We start from the raw sequence: 16,655 nt of genomic DNA, 5'->3' as shown, positions 1-16,655 counted from the left end.
TTCCGTTGTTCTGATCCATGACCAACTCCGTTCTCGATCTCTCCACACCGCAGCAGCAGCAACGCTCCGCTTTGTCGGAGCTGGCGCAGGAGACCGGCGCACTCACCCGCAGGCTGTTTGTTCAGCTGCAGCGGCGACCGTCCACGCTGGTGGCGGGAATCCTGCAACCACTGATCTGGCTCGTGCTGTTTGGCGCCTTGTTTTCCAGGGCACCGGAAGGCCTTCTTCCGGGAGGGATGAGTTACGGCCGTTTTCTGGGTGCTGGCGTGATCGTGTTCACAGCCTTCAGCGGGGCTCTCAATGCTGGCCTGCCCGTGATGTTCGATCGCGAATTCGGTTTTCTGAACCGGCTGCTGGTGGCTCCGCTGCGCAGTCGCAGTTCGATCGTGCTCGCATCGGTGATCTACATCACCACCCTGAGCCTGGTGCAGAGCCTGGCGATCATGGTGACCGCGGCATTCCTCGGCTACGGCTGGCCTGGCGCGGCAGGCCTGCTGCTCGTGATCGTCACGCTTTTGCTGTTGGTGTTTGCCGTCACGGCCTTGAGCCTGGGGCTCGCCTTCGCGCTGCCCGGCCATATCGAGCTGATTGCCGTGATCTTTGTGGCGAACCTTCCCTTGTTGTTCGCGAGCACCGCTCTGGCTCCTCTCAGTTTCATGCCTCCCTGGTTGGGCTGGCTAGCGGCGCTGAATCCCCTTACCTTCGCGATAGAGCCAATCCGCGCCGCCTATGCCGGTCCGTTGGATCTGTCTTCCGTTCTTTTGGAAGCTCCCTACGGCTCTGTCAGCGGCACCACCTGTCTGCTCGTGCTCACTTTGCTGACCGCCGGCCTGTTTCTGCTCATTCGTCCCCTGCTCAATCGCAAGCTCGCCTGATCCCGTGACTTTTTCTCCTTACCAGCATCAGGACCCTCGCCAGATCGCGTTGCAGCGTCAGATCGAGCAATCACGACAGGATGGGGATAATGAGCGCTTGCAGCGTCTCGAGCTTCAGTGGGTTCACCGCTTCGGTGTGACCTCCCTGCCCGCTGCCGCTCAGCCCATGGTTCAGGCGGAGAGTCACCGGCATGAGCGCGTGCAGCCTGCGCCTGAAGCTCCCCAAGAACGCCTTGAATCCCCCTCAGGAATCGAGCGGTTCACCTCCTTGCTGCGCGACTCCCTTGATGAGGTGGCTCGCACCTTGGATGAAAGCAACGATGAGAGCAACGGGGTTGTGCTCGAGCGCGAGCGCCCGGCGTCGGCTCCAGTGCCCCTGGCCAGCCCCCGGCGGCTGCGGCGCTGGCTCACGCCGGTGACGAATGATGAGTTTCCCCAAGCTTCCTGATGACTCTTCCCCTTGGGAATGGCCTGATCGTGTCGGTTCAGGCTCCTGAAGGTTCGCCGATGCGCCACCCGGACGTGATCGCGGCCATGGCTGAAGCGTCACTGCGAAACGGTGCACTTGGCGTCAGGTTGGAGAGCCCTGAGCACATCGCTGCTGTGCGAGAGCGTTGCCCGGAGGCGCTGATTATCGGCCTCTGGAAGCGTTCTTGGCCTGAAAGCTCGGTTTACATCACGCCCCGCTGGCATGAAGTGAAGGCTGTGTGGGGCGCGGGTGCCGACGTGGTGGCCTTGGATGCAACCGATCGGCTCCGGCCGCAGGGTGAAGAGTTGGAACGCTTGGTGAAACGGGCCAAGGATGATCTCGGCGCTCCGTTGATGGCGGATGTCGACAGCATCAAGAACGGCCTGAGAGCCGCGTCGCTGGGATGTGACTGGGTTGGCACCACCCTCTTTGGCTACACCGAAACCACCCAAGACTCGAAACCACCTGGTTTGCACCTGTTGAAGCCTTTGCGTGACGGGCTTCCTGCGCAAACAGGTTTGATCTGTGAGGGAGGGATTGCCTCTCCGCAAACGGCCAGGGATGCGATCAGCGCAGGCGCGGATGCTGTGGTGGTGGGGACTGCCATCACGGGAGTGGATCTGCAGGTGGCGGCTTATCACCGACACATCACCAGGCAAACTGTGTGAGTCCCGTGAGACTCGGTCGTGAATCGCCAGTTTGTGCTCCCGGTCGTGATGGCAGGTTTTGTGTTCGGGCTGCCGATGGCAGCTCTGCCAATGGGTGAACTTCAGGCCCTCAATCGGGAGTTGGGGCAGCTTTGCCGGAAGCCACCCCGAGAGGCCTTGGCGGTGTGTCGTATTCACGCCCGCCTGATTCGCTCGCTCTGACAGCCGATCGCGCGAGCCAGGCGGGTGTGAGCGGACTCACATCATGCCGGGCATGCCCATGCCACCCATGCCACCCATTCCGCCCATTCCACCCATGCCGCCCATGGGATCGCCGCCGGGCGCAGGGGCTGCGGGAGGTTCAGGCTTGTCGGCGACCACCACTTCAGTGGTGATCAGCAGTGACGCGATGGAGACGGCATCCTGCAGACCCAGTCTCACGACCTTGGCGGCATCGAGGATGCCCGCTTCCAGAAGGTTTTCATAGCCACCCGTGAGTGCGTTGAAGCCCTGGCCGCTGCGCTGCACCTGCTCAACCACCACATCGCCGTTGGCCCCTGCATTGATCGCGATCTGGCGCAGAGGTGCACTCAGCGCGCGATGCACAATCTCCACTCCGGTGCGCTGATCGCCGTGCAGTTGGTTGGCCAGACCGTCCAAGGATCCAGCCAGTTGAATCAATGTGCTGCCACCGCCGGCAACAATGCCTTCCTCAACGGCAGCTCTGGTGGCGTTGAGAGCATCTTCAATGCGCAGTTTGCGGTTCTTCAGTTCGGTTTCCGTGGGAGCGCCAACCTTGATCACGGCCACGCCGCCGGCGAGTTTGGCGATCCGCTCATTGAGCTTCTCGCGGTCGTACTCGGAATCGCTGTTCTCCAATTCCCTGCGGATGGAGGCCACACGCTCAGCCACAGCATCACGGCTGTCTTCGCTGGCGACGATGGTGGTTTCTTCCTTGCTGATGGTGATGCGGCGGGCGCGTCCGAGATCCTCCAGCGTCACCTTGTCGAGCGTCATCGCTCGGTCTTCGCTGATCACGGTTCCACCGGTGAGGATGGCAATGTCCGCGAGGGCTGCTTTGCGTCGCTCGCCGAAGGACGGTGCGCGCACAGCGGCCACCTGAAGCACGCCGCGGTTTTTGTTCACCACCAGCGTTGCCAGGGCCTCCCCGTCGACTTCCTCGGCCAGAATCACCAGGGGAGAGCCTGTCTTTTGAACCGTTTCGAGAACCGGGACGAGGTCGGCTACAGCACTGATCTTGCGATCGGTGAGCAGCAGCAGGGCATTTTCAAACTCACAGATCTGGCGATCACCATCGGTGACGAAGTAAGGAGAGCTGTAGCCCCGATCGAAGGCCATTCCTTCCGTCACTTCCAGCTCAGTGGCTAGAGACTTTGATTCCTCAACGGTGATCACGCCATCCACGGTGACCTTGTCCATGGCTTCAGCCACCATGCGACCGACTTCGTCGTCACCACCGGCACTGACGGTGGCCACCTGACGGATGGCATCTCCGCTCACCGACTGGCTGCGCTCGCCGAGCCCTTTCACGATCAAGGCGACCGCTTTCTCCATGCCGCGACGGAGTTCGATCGGGCTGGCACCGGCTGCGGTGTTGCGCAGACCTTCCTCGACCATGGCCTGAGCGAGCACGGTTGCGGTCGTGGTGCCATCACCGGCTTTGTCCTTCGTCTTCGACGCCACCTGCTGAATCAGTTTGGCGCCGATGTTTTCAAAGGGATCCTCGAGGTCAATCTCCTTGGCGATCGTGTCGCCGTCGTTGACGATATCGGGAGCACCGAAGCTTTTCTCCAACACCACGTTGCGTCCACGGGGGCCGATCGTGACGCGCACCGCATCGGCGAGAGCATTCATGCCTCGCTCCAGTGCAGCGCGAGATTCATCCGAAAACTTGAGAAGTTTGGCCATGATTGACACTTACCCGTCGATCAATGTCCCACAGCGTCAGGGTCGTTTGGGCGGTCCCTGATGTGGGGAAAGCCGAATCTTTCAACAGCTCGCCCCCCCAGAGCGACGCCTGCTCGGTAGCGTTGTCCCATGAACGATTCAGGCGCGCTGTTCTTCGTTCTCATGACCGGTCTGGCCGGGATCATGGCGGTGGTTTATGTCCCCCTGCGCATTTTTCTCACGGCGACGGAGCGCCGTCGCCGATACAAGCTGCTCCAGAACATCCGCCGGCTCAGAGACGAGTTGGTGCAGCCCCTCGAACCCTGAGTCGGTTTCCCTGGGTTGCGTTCAGCCCATCACCATGCCGCCATCCACCTGCAGGACCTGACCGGTGATGTAGGCCGCTGCTGGATCGGCAGCAAGGAAGCGCACCGTGCCTGCCACTTGCTCCGGGGTCCCGAAGGTGCCGAGGGGAATGGCGCTGAGAATGCCTTCGGCGTCTAGGTCCTTGGTCATGTCTGTGGCGATGAACCCCGGTGCCACGGCATTCACCGTGATGCCCCGGCTGGCCATTTCCTTGGCTGCGCTGCGCGTCAGGCCCACCACGCCGGCTTTGGCAGCGGCGTAATTGGCTTGCCCCGCATTGCCCATCAGCCCCACCACTGACGTGATGTTGATGATCCGCCCGCTTTTCTGCTTCAGCATCGGTCGGGCCACGGCACGGGTGCACAGAAACACCCCTGTGAGATTGAGATTGATCACCGCGTTCCAGTCGGCGGCTTTCATCCGCATCAGCAGTCCGTCGCGCGTGATCCCCGCGTTGTTGATCAACACATCGATGCGACCGCTGCGCTCCAGCACCGTTTTGATCAGGGCATCCACGGCCTCTTCATCGCCCACATCGGCCTGAAGGGCATAGGCCTTGCCTCCTCCGCTCTCGATCTCCTTCACCACGGCATCTGCAGCATCCGGCGAGCTGGCGTAGTTCACCACCACTTCCGCGCCGCACTCCGCCAGGGCCAGCGCCACGGCACGCCCGATGCCCCGGCTGGCACCGGTCACGAGGGCGGTTTGACCATCGAGGGTCCGGGTTGGGTTCATCCGATCTCTGCAGCCGAATGATCGTAAGCATCAGCCCCAACCGGGCTTCATCGCCACGTTGATTCAGTCCATGGGCTGCTTCCGCCCATGGTTTCAACAGTGTCGAGGGCGTCTCCTAGGAGCATCTTGAACGCCGTCAGCTGATCCTGGCTGCCCATCACCACCAGCATCTGTCCCGGTGCCAGGGTCATGTCCCCGCTCGGATTGGCGGTGAGCGTGCTGTTGTCGCGGATGGCCAGCAGCATGGCGCCACTGCGACGATCGAGCGCCAGCTCCTCCAGGCTGCGGTGGGAGAGGTGGCTGATGAGCAGAGGATCTCGGCTCAAGCGGAACTCCTCGATTTCGCAGGCGGTTCCAGCGAGCAGATCCATGAAGTCAACGGCGATCGGCCGCAGGGCCGTGGCGGCCATCACACGCCCACCTGCCACGTAGGGACTGACCACCACGGACGCACCCGCCAGTTCCAGTTTGGAGGCGGCCTCATCGCTGTCGGCTCTGGCGATCAGCCGGCAGTTTTTGCGGAGGCCCCTCGCACTCAGGATGACGTACAGATTGGCGGCATTGCTGGGTAGCGCCGCCACCAGGCTTCGGCAGCGGTCGAGCCCAGCCTCCAGGAGCGTTTCATCAAGGGTTGCATCGGCCTGCAGCACTTGCAGTCCACGTTCCTGGGCGGCTTTGTGGCGTTTGGGATCCAGTTCCACCACCAGAACCTGAACGTTCTCAAGCAGCAGCTGCTCGCCGATTTCCTTGCCGATCCGGCCATATCCGCAGAGGATCACATGGTCGTGCATGCGCCGCAGCATCCGACGAAATCGAAGCTCCCGCAGCTGGCGGAAGTAACCAGATTGTGACAGTCCCAGCACCCGTTGAATCGTGAGCTGAACCACCAACAGGCCGCCGGCGATGATCAGCACGGTCACCAGGCGTCCAGCCTGGGAGAGCGGTTCCACCTCGCCATAGCCGATGGTGCTGATGGTGATCAGCACCATCCAGAGGCAGTCGCCCCAGTCCCAGCCTTCGGTGATGCGATAACCAATGGCGCCACTGACAATGACGACCGTGAGCGCCATCACGGGCAGAACCCACGGGCGGGCCAGCAGCTGCAGGTGGCGCCGACGCTGACCAGTCCTTGCTCGGCCCGGTCTTCGTTGGCGTCGCTGTTCGTTCATCAGAACCCGAGGGCTTTCATCACCTCCTCGGTGCTCAGCGCCTGGCGCTCGCCTGCTAGCACCCGGATCACGTCGCGTTCAGGCAGGGCATCGGTTGCAGATCCCATCGCCACCAGGGGAACGCCGCAGTAGGCGGTCAGCAGTTGGGTGGTCGCGCAGCTGCTCAGAACCACATCAGCGCAGGCCACCGCCGCCGCCCGTCGCGGCAGCGCTGCCTGGGGGGGGATCACCTCGCAGCGCAGCTGGGGCAACCGCTCCCGAATCCTCTCGGGCAACGATTGCCAGCGTTCGTTCGGCCAGTCGTCGGCGGAGTCATCCGGAGCCAACAGCAGCAGGGGACCCTCTCCAGGGGGTTGTTGCTGGCGGGCCGCCTCCATCGCGTCGGCAGGCAGGCTGAGGCGGAAGTCGTCCGCCTTCAGAGACAGGCCCAAGGGTTTGAGATAGGACGCGAGTTGCTGTGGTTTCCAGCCCTGGCCTGGAGTGACCTGGGCGGTGCTCGAAAACCCCTCGGTGGCCACACGAACGGGGATGTGGCTCATCGAGAGCATCAGGTTGACCTGGCGTCCAGTCGCGAAATTGAGACAGGCCTGGAAGTCGGGCTCGCGCACGAGTCCGAGAAGGTTGGCCCACTCAGCGAGGTTGGGATTTCCGGCAAACGGAAAGGGAATGACTTTCTCAACGGCGGGAAGCAAGCTCCACAGCGGCCGATGGGCTGGTTCGCAGGCCACCTGAATCTGGGCTCCGAGTTGTTCGGCAACGGCCGCAAGGGCTGGAAGTCGCTCCAGCTGCAGCTGCAGGCTTCCGGGGCTGAGAGCAAGAACGCGCATGAAGCGGCAGCACAGGTGGTGCGTGCTGATTGTATGGAGGCCGTTTCAGCCTGCTGTCAGCAGGAGTCGCTTGTGCATCTGTTGATTGCTGCAGCCGGCAGTGGCCGGCGCATGGGGGCGGATCGCAACAAGCTTCTGCTTGCTGTGCATGGGCGACCCGTCCTCGCGTGGACCCTGGAAGCTGCCGGCGCCGCGCAGTCGATCGATTGGATCGGTGTGATTGGTCAACCGCTGGACCATTCCGCCATGGCGGCCTTGTTTCACCATGCAGGGCAACCCGTGACCTGGATTGAGGGGGGAAGCACCCGGCAGGAGTCGGTGGAGCGAGGTTTGCAGGCGTTGCCTGGGGATGCACGCCATGTGCTCATTCACGACGGCGCCCGTTGCCTGGTGGCGCCGCAAGTGTTCAATCGCTGCGCTGAAGCACTCCTGGAGGGTGGCGCGGTCATTGCCGCCACACCGGTGAGTGACACCATCAAGCGCGTTGATGCCCAGGGCGTGATCACAGACACTCCCGATCGCTCTGAGCTCTGGGCCGCTCAGACGCCTCAGGGATTTTCTGTGTCTGAACTGCGCGAAGGACATGCCCAGGCGCGGGCCAGGAACTGGGTGGTGACGGACGATGCCTCGTTGTTTGAGCGCCTGGGCTGGCCGGTGCGGGTGCTTGATGCAGGACCGGGCAACATCAAGGTGACCACACCGTTCGATCTCACCGTGGCAGCGGCGGTGTTGGCTCAGCGCTGATCCGCACGTTCCAGAGCCAACGTTCCGCGATCGGCATCCAACTTGGCGGGCACGCCCATCGGCAGGGCTGCATTGCCACCTGGACCGTGACCGACCGGCAATCCCGAGATCACAGGAATGCCCAGGTCGAGCGTGCGCTCTTTCAGGACCTGCTCCAGGCTGAAGGTTTGATCCGCGTCGGCTGACAGGTTGGGATCATCACAACCGCTAAACCGCCCCAGGGCCAGACCTGCCAGACCCTGAAGCGTGCCCGTCAGACGCCAGTGCGTCAGCATCCGGTCCAAGCGGTAAGGCGCCTCACCCACGTCTTCGATCACGAGGATCCTCCCTTTCAGATCAGGCAGATGGGCGCTGCCGAGCAGGTGTGATGCCACGGTGAGATTGACGGTGACCAACGGACCTTGGGCTTGTCCTCCCACCCAGGTCGTTCCTTGAAGATCAGGTGCCACTCGATCGAACAGCAGTTCCTGGAGGCGTTGCTGGCTCCAGTCGGGTTCATCGGCCAGGGTGGTGACCAACGGTCCGTGCACGCCGCCCCCCACACCCTGGGCGAGCCGTGAGCAGAGCAGGGCCGTGATGTCGGAGAACCCCAGCAGCCAGCCAGGGCGCCAGGGCCAGGGGTGTTCGAGCAGGCGTGCCGCTCCCCACCCACCACGGGCGCAGGCCAGCAGCGGTGGGGTGGGGTGCGGATCGAGATCGGCTCTGCGTTGCGCGTCGGACCCCGCCAGATATCCCCAGTTCCGCGCAGAAAGATCCTGGGGGGTCACCTCCAGTCCCCAGGATTCGAACACGCTGATTCCGCGTTTCAGGCTGTCGTCGTCGCGCAACGCCGAACTGGGGGCGGCGATGGCCACAGCATCGCCGCGCTTGAGCGGTGGCGGAACAAGCGTTGGAATGGCCTCGGGCATCAACCCAAGCGGCTCAGGATCACCCCGGCGAGCAACAAGCTGCCGAGTTGCACCTGCCGGGCGAAATGATTGGCATACACCGAGGGAGCTTGCTGTTTCTCGGCTTTCAGAGGAAGGGTTGAACGCCAGAAGCCGATGCAGGCAACAGCCCAAACAATCCAGAAGATCACCCCCGCCTGGGTTGCGGCGGCGGCCATCGCCAGCCCCGCGGCCGTGAGGCCATAGCCAGCGCGAACGACCCTGACGGCGGAATCACCAAGGGTCAAGGCGCTGCTGCGCAGCTTGAGTTTGGCGTCATCAACACGGTCTGCCATCGCGTAGACGGTGTCGAAGCTGAAGGTCCAGCAAAGCGTTGCTCCCCAGGTGGCCAGCAGCGGCAAGCTGATACTCAGGGACCCCGTGGCTGCGGCCCAGGGAATCAGGACGGCGAAGCCCCAACACAGAGCGAGGATGGCCTGCGGGAAGGGAAACCAGCGCTTGGCCGAGGGATAAAAAAGAATGGGTGGCAACGCAAGAACGGCCAATTGAAGGCAGAGCCACCTCACGTCGCCAGGCAGGCTGATCACCACCAGCAGCGACAGCGTCAGCAGAACGGCGAGCAATGTGAAGGCCTGCACACGGTTGAGATCGCCTCGGGCCAAGGGTCTTTGGCTTGTGCGTGCCACCTCACGGTCGATTCTCTGGTCCCAGAGATCATTGGCAACGCAGCCTGCAGCGCTGACGGAGAGTCCTCCGATCAGGATTTGCAGAATGAGCTGCAGCGAGGGTGGACCTGCTGGATTCAGCCAGAGACTCCATCCGGCTGGAATGAGAAGAATCAGACGCCCACTGGGTTTGTTCCAGCGCAACAGGGCGACCCAGGGCGACGTCAGGCGGGAGGGGAGCGTGCCGGTCACGGACTGGGATGACGCACTTGTGTTTCTCAAACCTTAATCAGCGCAGGCGCCCCCTGGTGCCGATGGCAAAGTGGGCTGGTTTCCATCACGGTGCTCCATGGCAGGTGCCGAGCCATTTCTTGAGACTGCGAGGGATCAGAACGGCCGGCAGCCCCAGCAAGAGATGCCCGCGAACGTTCGGTTCGGGCAACGCCTGCGCAAAGTCGCCGCCATCGATGTCGGTACGAATTCCACACACCTGCTGGTGGCATCCGTCGATGTTGGCTTGGGAACGTTCAGCATCGAGCTAGCCGAGAAATCCACCACCCGATTGGGTGAGAAGGATCCAGACACGGGCGAGCTGACGGCCGAGGCGATGGATCGAGGGATGTCCAGCCTTCGCCGCTTCCAGGAACTGGCGATCAGTCACCAGGTGGAGCAGATCGTGATCGCAGCCACCAGCGCTGTGCGTGAAGCCCCCAACGGTCGGGATTTTCTACAGACGGTGCAGGATCAGCTCGGGCTGGATGTGGATCTGGTGAGCGGTCCGGAGGAGGCTCGTCTGATCTACCTGGGGGTCCTCTCTGGGATGCCCTTCGGCGACCGTCCCCATCTCGTGCTGGACATCGGTGGCGGATCCACCGAGTTGATCCTTGCCGATGGCCGTGATGCCCGCGCTCTGACCAGCACCCGGGTTGGTGCGGTGCGTTTGCAACGGGATTTTGTGAAGGACGATCCCATCCCGCCCCATCGGCGATCGTTTCTTCAGGCGTTCATTCAGGGATCCCTCGAGCCCGCTGTTGACAAGGTTCACCGGCGGATCAAACCGGGTGAGACCCCTGTTCTGGTTGCTACCAGCGGCACGGCCATGGCCATCGGTGCTTTGGCCGCCACTGAAGACGACCGTCCGCCGCTGAAGCTGCACGGTTACAGGGTGTCCAAACAGCGCCTCGATCGTGTGGTGGAGCGCCTGGTGGTGATGACACCGGAGCAACGCCGCGACCTGGCACCGATCAACGACCGAAGAGCCGAGATCATTGTTCCTGGAGCCTTGATTCTGCAAACCACCATGCAAATGCTGGGTGTGGGAGAACTGGTTCTCAGTGAAAGAGCTCTGAGGGAAGGGCTGATCGTGGACTGGATGCTGCGCCATGGACTGCTGGAGGACCGCTTCAGCTTTCAAAGCAGCATCCGCCAGCGCACGGTGATGCATCAGGCTCAGCGATTTGCCGTTAACCAGGTGCGGGCTGAACGGGTGGCCACCCATGCGCTCAGTCTTTACGACAACACCCAGGGTTGCCTGCACCGTGATGACGGGTCAGGTCGTGATCTGCTGTGGGCGGCGGCCTTGCTTCATGCCTGTGGCCAACACATCAATCTCAGTGCTTATCACAAACATTCGTGGTATTTGATACGTCATGGAGAACTGCTTGGCTACTCCGAATCTGAGCATCTGATGATCGCCGCGATCGCGCGCTACCACCGCCGTAGTTTGCCCAAGAAGCGACATGAAGCCTGGCAAGCGTTGCAGACCCGTCAGAACCGACGCACCGTGTCTGAAATGGCCTTGTTGCTTCGCTTGGCAGCCGCTTTGGATCGTCGTCCAGACCCTGTGGTGAAAACGCTCGCCGCGCAGTTCACATCCAGTTCAATCACCCTGGAACTGGTGCCCGAGCGTCTGAATCAGAACCTCAGTCTTGAGCAATGGAGCTTGGAAAGTTGTGAATCGATCGTTCGCGAGGTCACAGGACTCAACCTGAAGGTCAGCGTTCAGGAGTGATCTTGTGCCAGCGGATATCGCTGATGTCCCCCAGCGGTTGGGGTTGATTGTTCCCGTTGCTGATGAAGACGAGATCAGGCCGACCTGCATAAATCTCGTCTCCCGGATTGACAGTCAGGGGAGTTTCGTCGTTGAGGGTGCCCGCATAGACCGTCTCAAGGTCGGCATTGCGAACTTCCAGCCAGCTGGGTTCCTGACTGGTCACGGTCACGGTCACGGTCTCGGTCACGTCAGGAGCAGCTGATGGGGAAGTCAGCGAGGGTTCGGCTTCTGTCGTCGTGGCTGGCTTCGCAGTCTCTGGTGCCGGCTGAGGCAACGCTGCATTAACGGCCACTGCAGGCGTTGGCATGGGCCGCTGTTTGGCGAACACCAAGGCGCTGCCCACACCAACACCGCCCAGAAGGGCAATGGTTGCCACGGACTTCCAGAGCGTTGCCGATGGTGTGGATTCAGATTGAGCGTTTGACACTCGGGTGTTGGAGACAGCTGGCGACGGTTTGGCAGCGCTCTTCTGTGGGGATTGACCCTTTTGTTCTGCTGCCAAGGCAATGGTCAGCTCGTGGATGAGCGGGTCTGCATCGAGTTGAAGCCTGGCCGCGACGCGCCTGGTCATGGCCTTGATGAACACCGGTTCGGGCAGACGCTCGCGTTCACCTCGTTCCAACGCGTCGAGCTGTTCATGCCCCATGTGCAGGGACTCAGCCAGTTGCGCAGCACTCAGGCCGGCCGCTTCCCTCGCTGAGCGCAGTTGGCTGCCAACAGACTCCAACCTGGACGCCGTTTCGTTCCTTGCAATATTCGCTGACGCGTCAGAGGACATTGATGAACGAATCTCTGAATCCGTTCGAACATAGAGGTGATTGCCGATCCTGTCAGTTCGATGGGGAACGAACAGTCACAGCGCTCGCTGAGCAAGACCTGCAACAAAATTCATGGGCGATACTGGATTCGAACCAGTGACCCCTTCCGTGTGAAGGAAGTGCGCTACCACTGTGCTAATCGCCCGCACAACGTAATCTTAAACCACCAGCTGCAGCTCAGTTTCCGCCTGCGGGTCGAAAGAGATGGTCGTGATCGGGAGAATACAGCCGCGACCGCTCCGATCCCTTTTGCTCACGAAGTGCTGGACTGATCACATACAAGGTGGTGCGAATCAGCTTCCTTGCCCGTGTTGCGTCGGCCATGGCGTCGAGGCGAACCACATCGATGGACTGGTCAGGCCAGCTCACCCTGTAGCCAATCGCGACCGGTGTGTCTGCGGGGTAATGCTTGAGAAGCGTGGACTGAACCTCGTCAACATGCCGCGCACTGAGATAAAGGCACAGTGACGCCTGCAATCTGGCGAGGTGATCCAGCTGTTCGCGCTCAGGAACGCCAGTGCGGCCCCCGGTGCGGCCCAGCACGATCGTTTGCACCACGCCTGGAATCGTGAGCTCTGCATTAATCGCTGCTGCGGTGGCTTGATAGGCACTAATCCCAGGCACCACTTCAACGTTGAGATCAGCATCGGCCAATGCGCAGATCTGTTCGTTGAGAGCGCTGTAAAGGCAGGGGTCGCCGTCGTGGAGGCGGACCACGCGCAATCCCTGGTTCGCCCGATCAATCATCAGGGGGATCACCTCTTCCAGCGTGAGTGTGCTGGTGCGAATCCGTTCGCATTGCTCAGATGCCAAGGCGGCGATTTGAGGCGATACCAGCGAGTCAGTCCAGAGCAGGACATCGGCCGCCTGAATTCTCTGTTCAGCTCTGCGGGTGAGCAGGTCTGGAGCGCCGGGTCCGGCGCCAACGATGGAAATGGTTGTCATGAAGGATCGCAGCGGCGGAGGCCTGGATCGGGAAGGGATGCTCCGCGTCCATAGAGCCAAAACAGCCCAGCGGAAGCCAGCGCCATCAGCGCGAGACTCATGAACTGCGCGATCCGTAAACCGCCGTCGCAGAACGGCGGCTGACCACCCAGGCAGAGCGGGTCAATGCGCAGCCCTTCAATCCACACCCGTCCGAGGCTGTAGCCAAGGAGGTAAAAACAACTCAGGGCGCCAGCAGGCAATTGAATTCGGCCGCGCTGCCCCAGCCTGAACAACACAATCAGCGCAATGAAGAGAGCCAGGTTCCAGAGCGATTCATAGAGAAATGTGGGATGGAAATACTCAGAATCCGCGAAAATCTTTGGTCTGTTCGCGAAGGGAATCAGGAGTTTCCAGGGAAGATCGGTCGGGACTCCGAAGGCTTCTGAGTTGAAGAAGTTGCCCCAGCGGCCAATGGCCTGGCCAAGAATGACCGATGGCACAAGAACGTCGAGAACATCCCAGAAGGCAACCTTTCGCCACCTGCAGAACAGAACCACCGACAACGTTCCTGCGATCAACGCTCCATGGATGGCAATCCCCCCACGCCAGATGGCGAAGGCATCCCACCACGACCCCTGGTAGGTCTTCCACTCAAAGGCCACGTAATACATGCGTGCTCCCACAACGGCGGCCAGCACGAGAATGGGCAGCAGGTCGCTGATTAATGCGCCATCAAGCCCCCGTTGTTTGGCAAGCCAACTGGAGAGATTGAGGCCAATCAGCACAGCCAGGGCAATGAGAAGGCCGTACCAGCGCAGAACGAAAGGCCCGAGCTGAAAAAGCTCGGGCCCTGGGGAGGTGAAGACTGCAGGAATCAACACCGAATTCAAACGCCCTCCGCAGCCTGCACTTTTTCAAACTGCTTCTTCTTCAGCACCAGCATGATCTGGGCCAGGGCCACGGCCGCGAAGAAGGCCAGCAGTCCGTAAATGCGCACAGGGTTCTGGAGCACAACCTCGGTGTCGAGTTGTCCAAAGCCGCCCACATTGGGGTCATTGGTAATTGGAGCACCCGCCTCAACGGCATCGCCAACCGACACGATCAGTGCCGGGCCCACAGGAACGGTTTCTGACAGTTCAGTGCCATCAGCTGAGGCAATGGTCACCACACTGGCGCCGTTCTCGCCCGCTTCAATGGAACGCACGGTTCCAGTGGACGGAGCCGTGAACACGGTGTTGTTGCTCTTTTCACCGGTGGGATACACCTGGCCACGGCCGCGGTTGCCACCCACGTGAATGGAATATTTGCCGAAATGGATGTTGCTATCCGTGGCCGGATCCGGTGACAGCACGGGGAAGACAATTTCCTGGTGTTGGTCGCCAGGGATCGGCCCCACGAGAATCACATTGGGCTGGTCGTCGCTGTACTCAGAGAAGTAAACGCCTTCGGTTTCTTCTTTGATGTCATCCGTCCAGCGATCTTGTGGAGCAAGGGTGAACCCATCGGGCAGCATCACCACAGCGCCAACCTGGAGCGGCACTTCACTCCCGTCGGCACCGATTTCAGGCACAGATGTGTCGTAGGGGATTTTGACGACAGCTTTGAACACGCTGTCGGGCAAGACCGACTGGGGCACTTCAGCTTGCGTCAGTTTCTGCGCAAGGTGACAGTTGGCGCAAACAATTTTCCCGGTGGCTTCCCTGGGAGAGTCGTAATTTTGCTGGGCCCAGAAGGGGTAAGCCCAACTGGTGCTGGGAGCGGTCAGCACTGTGATGCCCACGATCAGGGCAGCGAACAGAGGTGAGAGGAGGCGACGCATCGGTGGCTGGAAACGGAGAGGAGCGTGGAAAGCGAGGTTGATCAGGCCCACCAGGGCTTTTCGCCTGTGCGGAAATCGGTGTCCGTCCATTGGCTCACGAACACGTTGTCGTTTTCGACGCTCACATTGGCCAGGGCGAGCGAGAGGGGCGCAGGACCGCGAACCACTTTGCCCGTGGCGTCGTACTGGCTGCCGTGGCAAGGGCACATGAATTTGTTGGCGCCGCTGTTCCAGGGCACAACGCAGCCGAGGTGGGTGCAGATCGCGTTGATGCCGTAGCTGCCGATGGCATCGTCGCCTTCAACGATCAAATAGGTGGGATCGCCTTTGAGTCCCTGCACGAGGCTGCGGTCGCCGGCTGGGTGAGTACTCAACCAACCACTGGCGGTCACTGCATTGCCAAGCTCGTCCTTAGCACTGGTGCCGCCACCGCTGCCTGCAGCGCGGGGGGGGATGAAGTAGTTCACAACCGGGTACAGAGCACCAAGCGCTACTCCCGTGACCGACCCGAAGGTCAGCAGATTCATGAACTGCCTGCGCCCCATTCCGGGCACATCACCTGCTGGCATTTGGGTCATGACGGGATGTCAATCGGCACTGGATGGCGTTCATTATGGGTGCATTAGGCCCTGTCAGTCTTTGCGGCGACTGGGATTTTCACTGATGTTCAAAGACGACTCCGGAATGCCCCAGGTTGCTGCTTCAACACCGGCTGAACCACTCAGTGCGGACGAGGTCGTCGCCCTCTTCCGCTCCCGCTGGCAGGCCAGTTACGACATGCAGATCGTCACCCGCCGTCGCCGTTTGTATGTGCAGGTGATGTGGGCTTATCTCGAACAGCAATCCTTTCCGCTCACGGAAGACGCCTATCGCCAGCATCTGGCTGAGGTGCTCGAAGTGGTGAACAGGCTCGGAGAAGCTGGCTCCGTGAGGGATTGGCTGCAAACAACCAAGGATCGGCCCCGGCTCGGTAAAGCTCTCAGCCTGCAGCTGCCGGGGGAGGGGCGACTGGAGGAGTTTCTGCTTTGAAACGCTGCACAATCGCCACCAGCAACACGCCGATCAGGAAGAGGGCGGTGATCGCTCCTCCTAGAAGCAGCATGGTGATGGGGTCTGTGGAGGGAGTGAGCACCGCTCCGGCCAGGGCGGAGGTCAGCACCACCCACCGCCAGGCCGACAGCATCCGCCGCCAATTCACTAACCCAAGGGCACCAAGCAGCAGCTGAAGCACCGGTAACTGGAAGGCCAGTCCTGTGGACAGCATCAAGAGCAGCACGAAATCGAGATAGCGCTCAATCGACCAGATCGGTTCCACCACGTCGGCTCCATAGCTCACCAGAAAACTGAGTGCCGCCGGCACGAGGGCCCACCAGGCAAAGGCGAGTCCAGCCAAAAACAACACCGCTGACCCTGCAACGGCCGGGGCGATCAGGCGACGTTCGTTGCGCGTGAGTCCAGGGAGAACGAAGGCCAGTCCCTGATACAGCACGTAAGGCAGCGCCAGGGTGAGTCCGGCATAGCCAGCCACCTTGAACGAAACGAACAGGAATTCCCCTGGAGCCAGTTGAAGAAATCGAATCGAGCCTGCGGGCTCCTCCAGCAGCCGAACCAAAGGCCTCACGACCAGCAGGCAAGCGAAAGCACTCACCGCCACAGCGAGAAGGCTGCGAAGAACCCTCTGCCGCAGCTCCTCAAGATGGTCCACCAGAGGCATCTCAACGTCATTCTCCGCATCGCCAGTTGCCG

General features: G+C 61.4%; 20 protein-coding genes and 1 tRNA gene. 8 read left to right on the top strand and 13 right to left on the bottom strand.

Features of this window, described 5'->3' with window-relative positions; genetic code table 11:
- The first annotated feature begins 17 nt into the window (after positions 1 to 17).
- The 4 genes from SynBMKMC1_RS10190 to SynBMKMC1_RS10175 are packed head-to-tail and all read left to right on the top strand — an operon-like array spanning position 18 to position 2,213.
- Positions 18 to 875 (top strand): ABC transporter permease, encoded by an 858-nt coding sequence (locus tag SynBMKMC1_RS10190; protein ID WP_186471644.1) that lies wholly within the window; start codon positions 18 to 20, stop codon positions 873 to 875.
- Between the two features lie 4 nt (positions 876 to 879).
- Entirely contained in the window at positions 880 to 1,323 is a 444-nt protein-coding gene (locus SynBMKMC1_RS10185; protein WP_186471643.1) for a hypothetical protein, read from the top strand.
- Positions 1,323 to 2,012, top strand: a complete 690-nt coding sequence (locus SynBMKMC1_RS10180; protein WP_186471642.1) for an N-acetylmannosamine-6-phosphate 2-epimerase — start codon at positions 1,323 to 1,325, stop codon at positions 2,010 to 2,012. Before SynBMKMC1_RS10185 ends, SynBMKMC1_RS10180 begins: the two co-directional genes overlap by 1 nt.
- Before the next feature lie 18 nt (positions 2,013 to 2,030).
- Positions 2,031 to 2,213, top strand: a complete 183-nt coding sequence (locus tag SynBMKMC1_RS10175) for a hypothetical protein (protein WP_011933762.1) — start codon at positions 2,031 to 2,033, stop codon at positions 2,211 to 2,213.
- Positions 2,214 to 2,249: 36 nt separating this feature from the next.
- On the opposite strand, the gene groL is transcribed toward SynBMKMC1_RS10175, so the two are convergent.
- Positions 2,250 to 3,920: a chaperonin GroEL gene (groL, locus tag SynBMKMC1_RS10170; protein ID WP_186471641.1), complete on the bottom strand. Its 1,671-nt coding sequence runs from the start codon at positions 3,918 to 3,920 to the stop codon at positions 2,250 to 2,252.
- Between the two features lie 129 nt (positions 3,921 to 4,049).
- Here groL and SynBMKMC1_RS10165 point away from each other — a divergent pair, with 129 nt between their 5' ends.
- The gene (locus SynBMKMC1_RS10165; protein ID WP_186471640.1) at positions 4,050 to 4,226 is read left to right on the top strand and encodes a hypothetical protein; all 177 of its coding nucleotides are present in this window, start codon (positions 4,050 to 4,052) and stop codon (positions 4,224 to 4,226) included.
- 21 nt (positions 4,227 to 4,247) lie between these two features.
- On the opposite strand, the gene fabG is transcribed toward SynBMKMC1_RS10165, so the two are convergent.
- From fabG to SynBMKMC1_RS10150, 3 genes are read right to left on the bottom strand one after another with little or no spacing between them, the layout of a single operon-like run.
- On the bottom strand, positions 4,248 to 5,000 hold the full coding sequence (gene fabG / locus SynBMKMC1_RS10160; protein ID WP_011933759.1) for a 3-oxoacyl-[acyl-carrier-protein] reductase: 753 nt from the start codon (positions 4,998 to 5,000) through the stop codon (positions 4,248 to 4,250).
- A gap of 47 nt (positions 5,001 to 5,047) precedes the next feature.
- Positions 5,048 to 6,169 (bottom strand): TrkA family potassium uptake protein, encoded by a 1,122-nt coding sequence (locus SynBMKMC1_RS10155; protein ID WP_186471639.1) that lies wholly within the window; start codon positions 6,167 to 6,169, stop codon positions 5,048 to 5,050.
- Positions 6,169 to 6,996, bottom strand: a complete 828-nt coding sequence (locus SynBMKMC1_RS10150) for a glycosyltransferase family 9 protein (protein ID WP_186471638.1) — start codon at positions 6,994 to 6,996, stop codon at positions 6,169 to 6,171. Before SynBMKMC1_RS10150 ends, SynBMKMC1_RS10155 begins: the two co-directional genes overlap by 1 nt.
- A 72-nt stretch (positions 6,997 to 7,068) precedes the next feature.
- Between SynBMKMC1_RS10150 and ispD the strand changes: the two genes are divergently transcribed.
- A complete protein-coding gene (ispD, locus tag SynBMKMC1_RS10145) occupies positions 7,069 to 7,740 on the top strand; it encodes a 2-C-methyl-D-erythritol 4-phosphate cytidylyltransferase (RefSeq protein ID WP_011933756.1) in 672 nt (223 codons plus the stop codon).
- On the opposite strand, the gene SynBMKMC1_RS10140 is transcribed toward ispD, so the two are convergent.
- Together SynBMKMC1_RS10140 and SynBMKMC1_RS10135 are read right to left on the bottom strand one after the other, a co-directional pair.
- The gene (locus tag SynBMKMC1_RS10140) at positions 7,731 to 8,648 is read right to left on the bottom strand and encodes an LD-carboxypeptidase (protein ID WP_186471637.1); all 918 of its coding nucleotides are present in this window, start codon (positions 8,646 to 8,648) and stop codon (positions 7,731 to 7,733) included. The two genes, ispD and SynBMKMC1_RS10140, sit on opposite strands and share 10 nt — an antisense overlap.
- Positions 8,648 to 9,544 carry a 4-hydroxybenzoate polyprenyltransferase gene (locus SynBMKMC1_RS10135; RefSeq protein WP_186471636.1) on the bottom strand — a complete coding sequence of 299 codons (897 nt, stop codon included), beginning with the start codon at positions 9,542 to 9,544 and terminating at the stop codon, positions 8,648 to 8,650. Before SynBMKMC1_RS10135 ends, SynBMKMC1_RS10140 begins: the two co-directional genes overlap by 1 nt.
- 163 nt (positions 9,545 to 9,707) lie before the next feature.
- Here SynBMKMC1_RS10135 and SynBMKMC1_RS10130 point away from each other — a divergent pair, with 163 nt between their 5' ends.
- Entirely contained in the window at positions 9,708 to 11,303 is a 1,596-nt protein-coding gene (locus SynBMKMC1_RS10130) for a Ppx/GppA phosphatase family protein (RefSeq protein WP_255486165.1), read from the top strand.
- On the opposite strand, the gene SynBMKMC1_RS10125 is transcribed toward SynBMKMC1_RS10130, so the two are convergent.
- The 6 genes from SynBMKMC1_RS10125 to petC form a co-directional block, all read right to left on the bottom strand.
- On the bottom strand, positions 11,287 to 12,123 hold the full coding sequence (locus tag SynBMKMC1_RS10125) for a helix-turn-helix domain-containing protein (RefSeq protein ID WP_255486164.1): 837 nt from the start codon (positions 12,121 to 12,123) through the stop codon (positions 11,287 to 11,289). The two genes, SynBMKMC1_RS10130 and SynBMKMC1_RS10125, sit on opposite strands and share 17 nt — an antisense overlap.
- Before the next feature lie 113 nt (positions 12,124 to 12,236).
- A tRNA-Val gene (locus SynBMKMC1_RS10120) sits at positions 12,237 to 12,308 on the bottom strand.
- A gap of 32 nt (positions 12,309 to 12,340) precedes the next feature.
- A complete protein-coding gene (gene cobM / locus SynBMKMC1_RS10115) occupies positions 12,341 to 13,108 on the bottom strand; it encodes a precorrin-4 C(11)-methyltransferase (RefSeq protein WP_186471634.1) in 768 nt (255 codons plus the stop codon).
- A complete protein-coding gene (gene lgt / locus SynBMKMC1_RS10110) occupies positions 13,105 to 13,971 on the bottom strand; it encodes a prolipoprotein diacylglyceryl transferase (RefSeq protein WP_370593915.1) in 867 nt (288 codons plus the stop codon). Before lgt ends, cobM begins: the two co-directional genes overlap by 4 nt.
- Before the next feature lie 5 nt (positions 13,972 to 13,976).
- A complete protein-coding gene (petA, locus tag SynBMKMC1_RS10105; RefSeq protein WP_186471632.1) occupies positions 13,977 to 14,909 on the bottom strand; it encodes a cytochrome f in 933 nt (310 codons plus the stop codon).
- A gap of 41 nt (positions 14,910 to 14,950) precedes the next feature.
- Positions 14,951 to 15,487, bottom strand: a complete 537-nt coding sequence (gene petC / locus SynBMKMC1_RS10100) for a cytochrome b6-f complex iron-sulfur subunit (protein ID WP_011933748.1) — start codon at positions 15,485 to 15,487, stop codon at positions 14,951 to 14,953.
- 85 nt (positions 15,488 to 15,572) lie between these two features.
- Here petC and SynBMKMC1_RS10095 point away from each other — a divergent pair, with 85 nt between their 5' ends.
- Positions 15,573 to 15,938 (top strand): DUF3067 family protein, encoded by a 366-nt coding sequence (locus SynBMKMC1_RS10095; protein WP_255486163.1) that lies wholly within the window; start codon positions 15,573 to 15,575, stop codon positions 15,936 to 15,938.
- On the opposite strand, the gene tatC is transcribed toward SynBMKMC1_RS10095, so the two are convergent.
- Complete coding sequence (gene tatC / locus SynBMKMC1_RS10090) at positions 15,889 to 16,623, bottom strand: twin-arginine translocase subunit TatC (protein ID WP_186473420.1); 735 nt, start codon at positions 16,621 to 16,623, stop codon at positions 15,889 to 15,891. The two genes, SynBMKMC1_RS10095 and tatC, sit on opposite strands and share 50 nt — an antisense overlap.
- Positions 16,624 to 16,655: the final 32 nt, after the last annotated feature.

Source organism: Synechococcus sp. BMK-MC-1, assembly GCF_014279955.1.
Lineage (GTDB): Bacteria > Cyanobacteriota > Cyanobacteriia > PCC-6307 > Cyanobiaceae > Synechococcus_C.
This window is presented reverse-complemented; position numbering and strand designations above follow the sequence as displayed.

Bases quoted from the DNA above. Each gene is read 5' to 3' on its own strand.
- petC (WP_011933748.1), bottom strand. From the start codon at position 15,487: ATGACCCAAATGCCAGCAGGTGATGTGCCCGGAATGGGGCGCAGGCAG.
- SynBMKMC1_RS10150 (WP_186471638.1), bottom strand. From the start codon at position 6,996: ATGCGCGTTCTTGCTCTCAGCCCCGGAAGCCTGCAGCTGCAGCTGGAG.
- SynBMKMC1_RS10140 (WP_186471637.1), bottom strand. From the start codon at position 8,648: ATGCCCGAGGCCATTCCAACGCTTGTTCCGCCACCGCTCAAGCGCGGC.
- cobM (WP_186471634.1), bottom strand. From the start codon at position 13,108: ATGACAACCATTTCCATCGTTGGCGCCGGACCCGGCGCTCCAGACCTG.
- SynBMKMC1_RS10095 (WP_255486163.1), top strand. From the start codon at position 15,573: ATGTTCAAAGACGACTCCGGAATGCCCCAGGTTGCTGCTTCAACACCG.
- SynBMKMC1_RS10190 (WP_186471644.1), top strand. From the start codon at position 18: ATGACCAACTCCGTTCTCGATCTCTCCACACCGCAGCAGCAGCAACGC.
- SynBMKMC1_RS10125 (WP_255486164.1), bottom strand. From the start codon at position 12,123: ATGTCCTCTGACGCGTCAGCGAATATTGCAAGGAACGAAACGGCGTCC.
- SynBMKMC1_RS10155 (WP_186471639.1), bottom strand. From the start codon at position 6,169: ATGAACGAACAGCGACGCCAACGAAGACCGGGCCGAGCAAGGACTGGT.
- tatC (WP_186473420.1), bottom strand. From the start codon at position 16,623: ATGCCTCTGGTGGACCATCTTGAGGAGCTGCGGCAGAGGGTTCTTCGC.
- SynBMKMC1_RS10180 (WP_186471642.1), top strand. From the start codon at position 1,323: ATGACTCTTCCCCTTGGGAATGGCCTGATCGTGTCGGTTCAGGCTCCT.
- groL (WP_186471641.1), bottom strand. From the start codon at position 3,920: ATGGCCAAACTTCTCAAGTTTTCGGATGAATCTCGCGCTGCACTGGAG.
- petA (WP_186471632.1), bottom strand. From the start codon at position 14,909: ATGCGTCGCCTCCTCTCACCTCTGTTCGCTGCCCTGATCGTGGGCATC.
- SynBMKMC1_RS10130 (WP_255486165.1), top strand. From the start codon at position 9,708: ATGCCCGCGAACGTTCGGTTCGGGCAACGCCTGCGCAAAGTCGCCGCC.
- fabG (WP_011933759.1), bottom strand. From the start codon at position 5,000: ATGAACCCAACCCGGACCCTCGATGGTCAAACCGCCCTCGTGACCGGT.
- SynBMKMC1_RS10165 (WP_186471640.1), top strand. From the start codon at position 4,050: ATGAACGATTCAGGCGCGCTGTTCTTCGTTCTCATGACCGGTCTGGCC.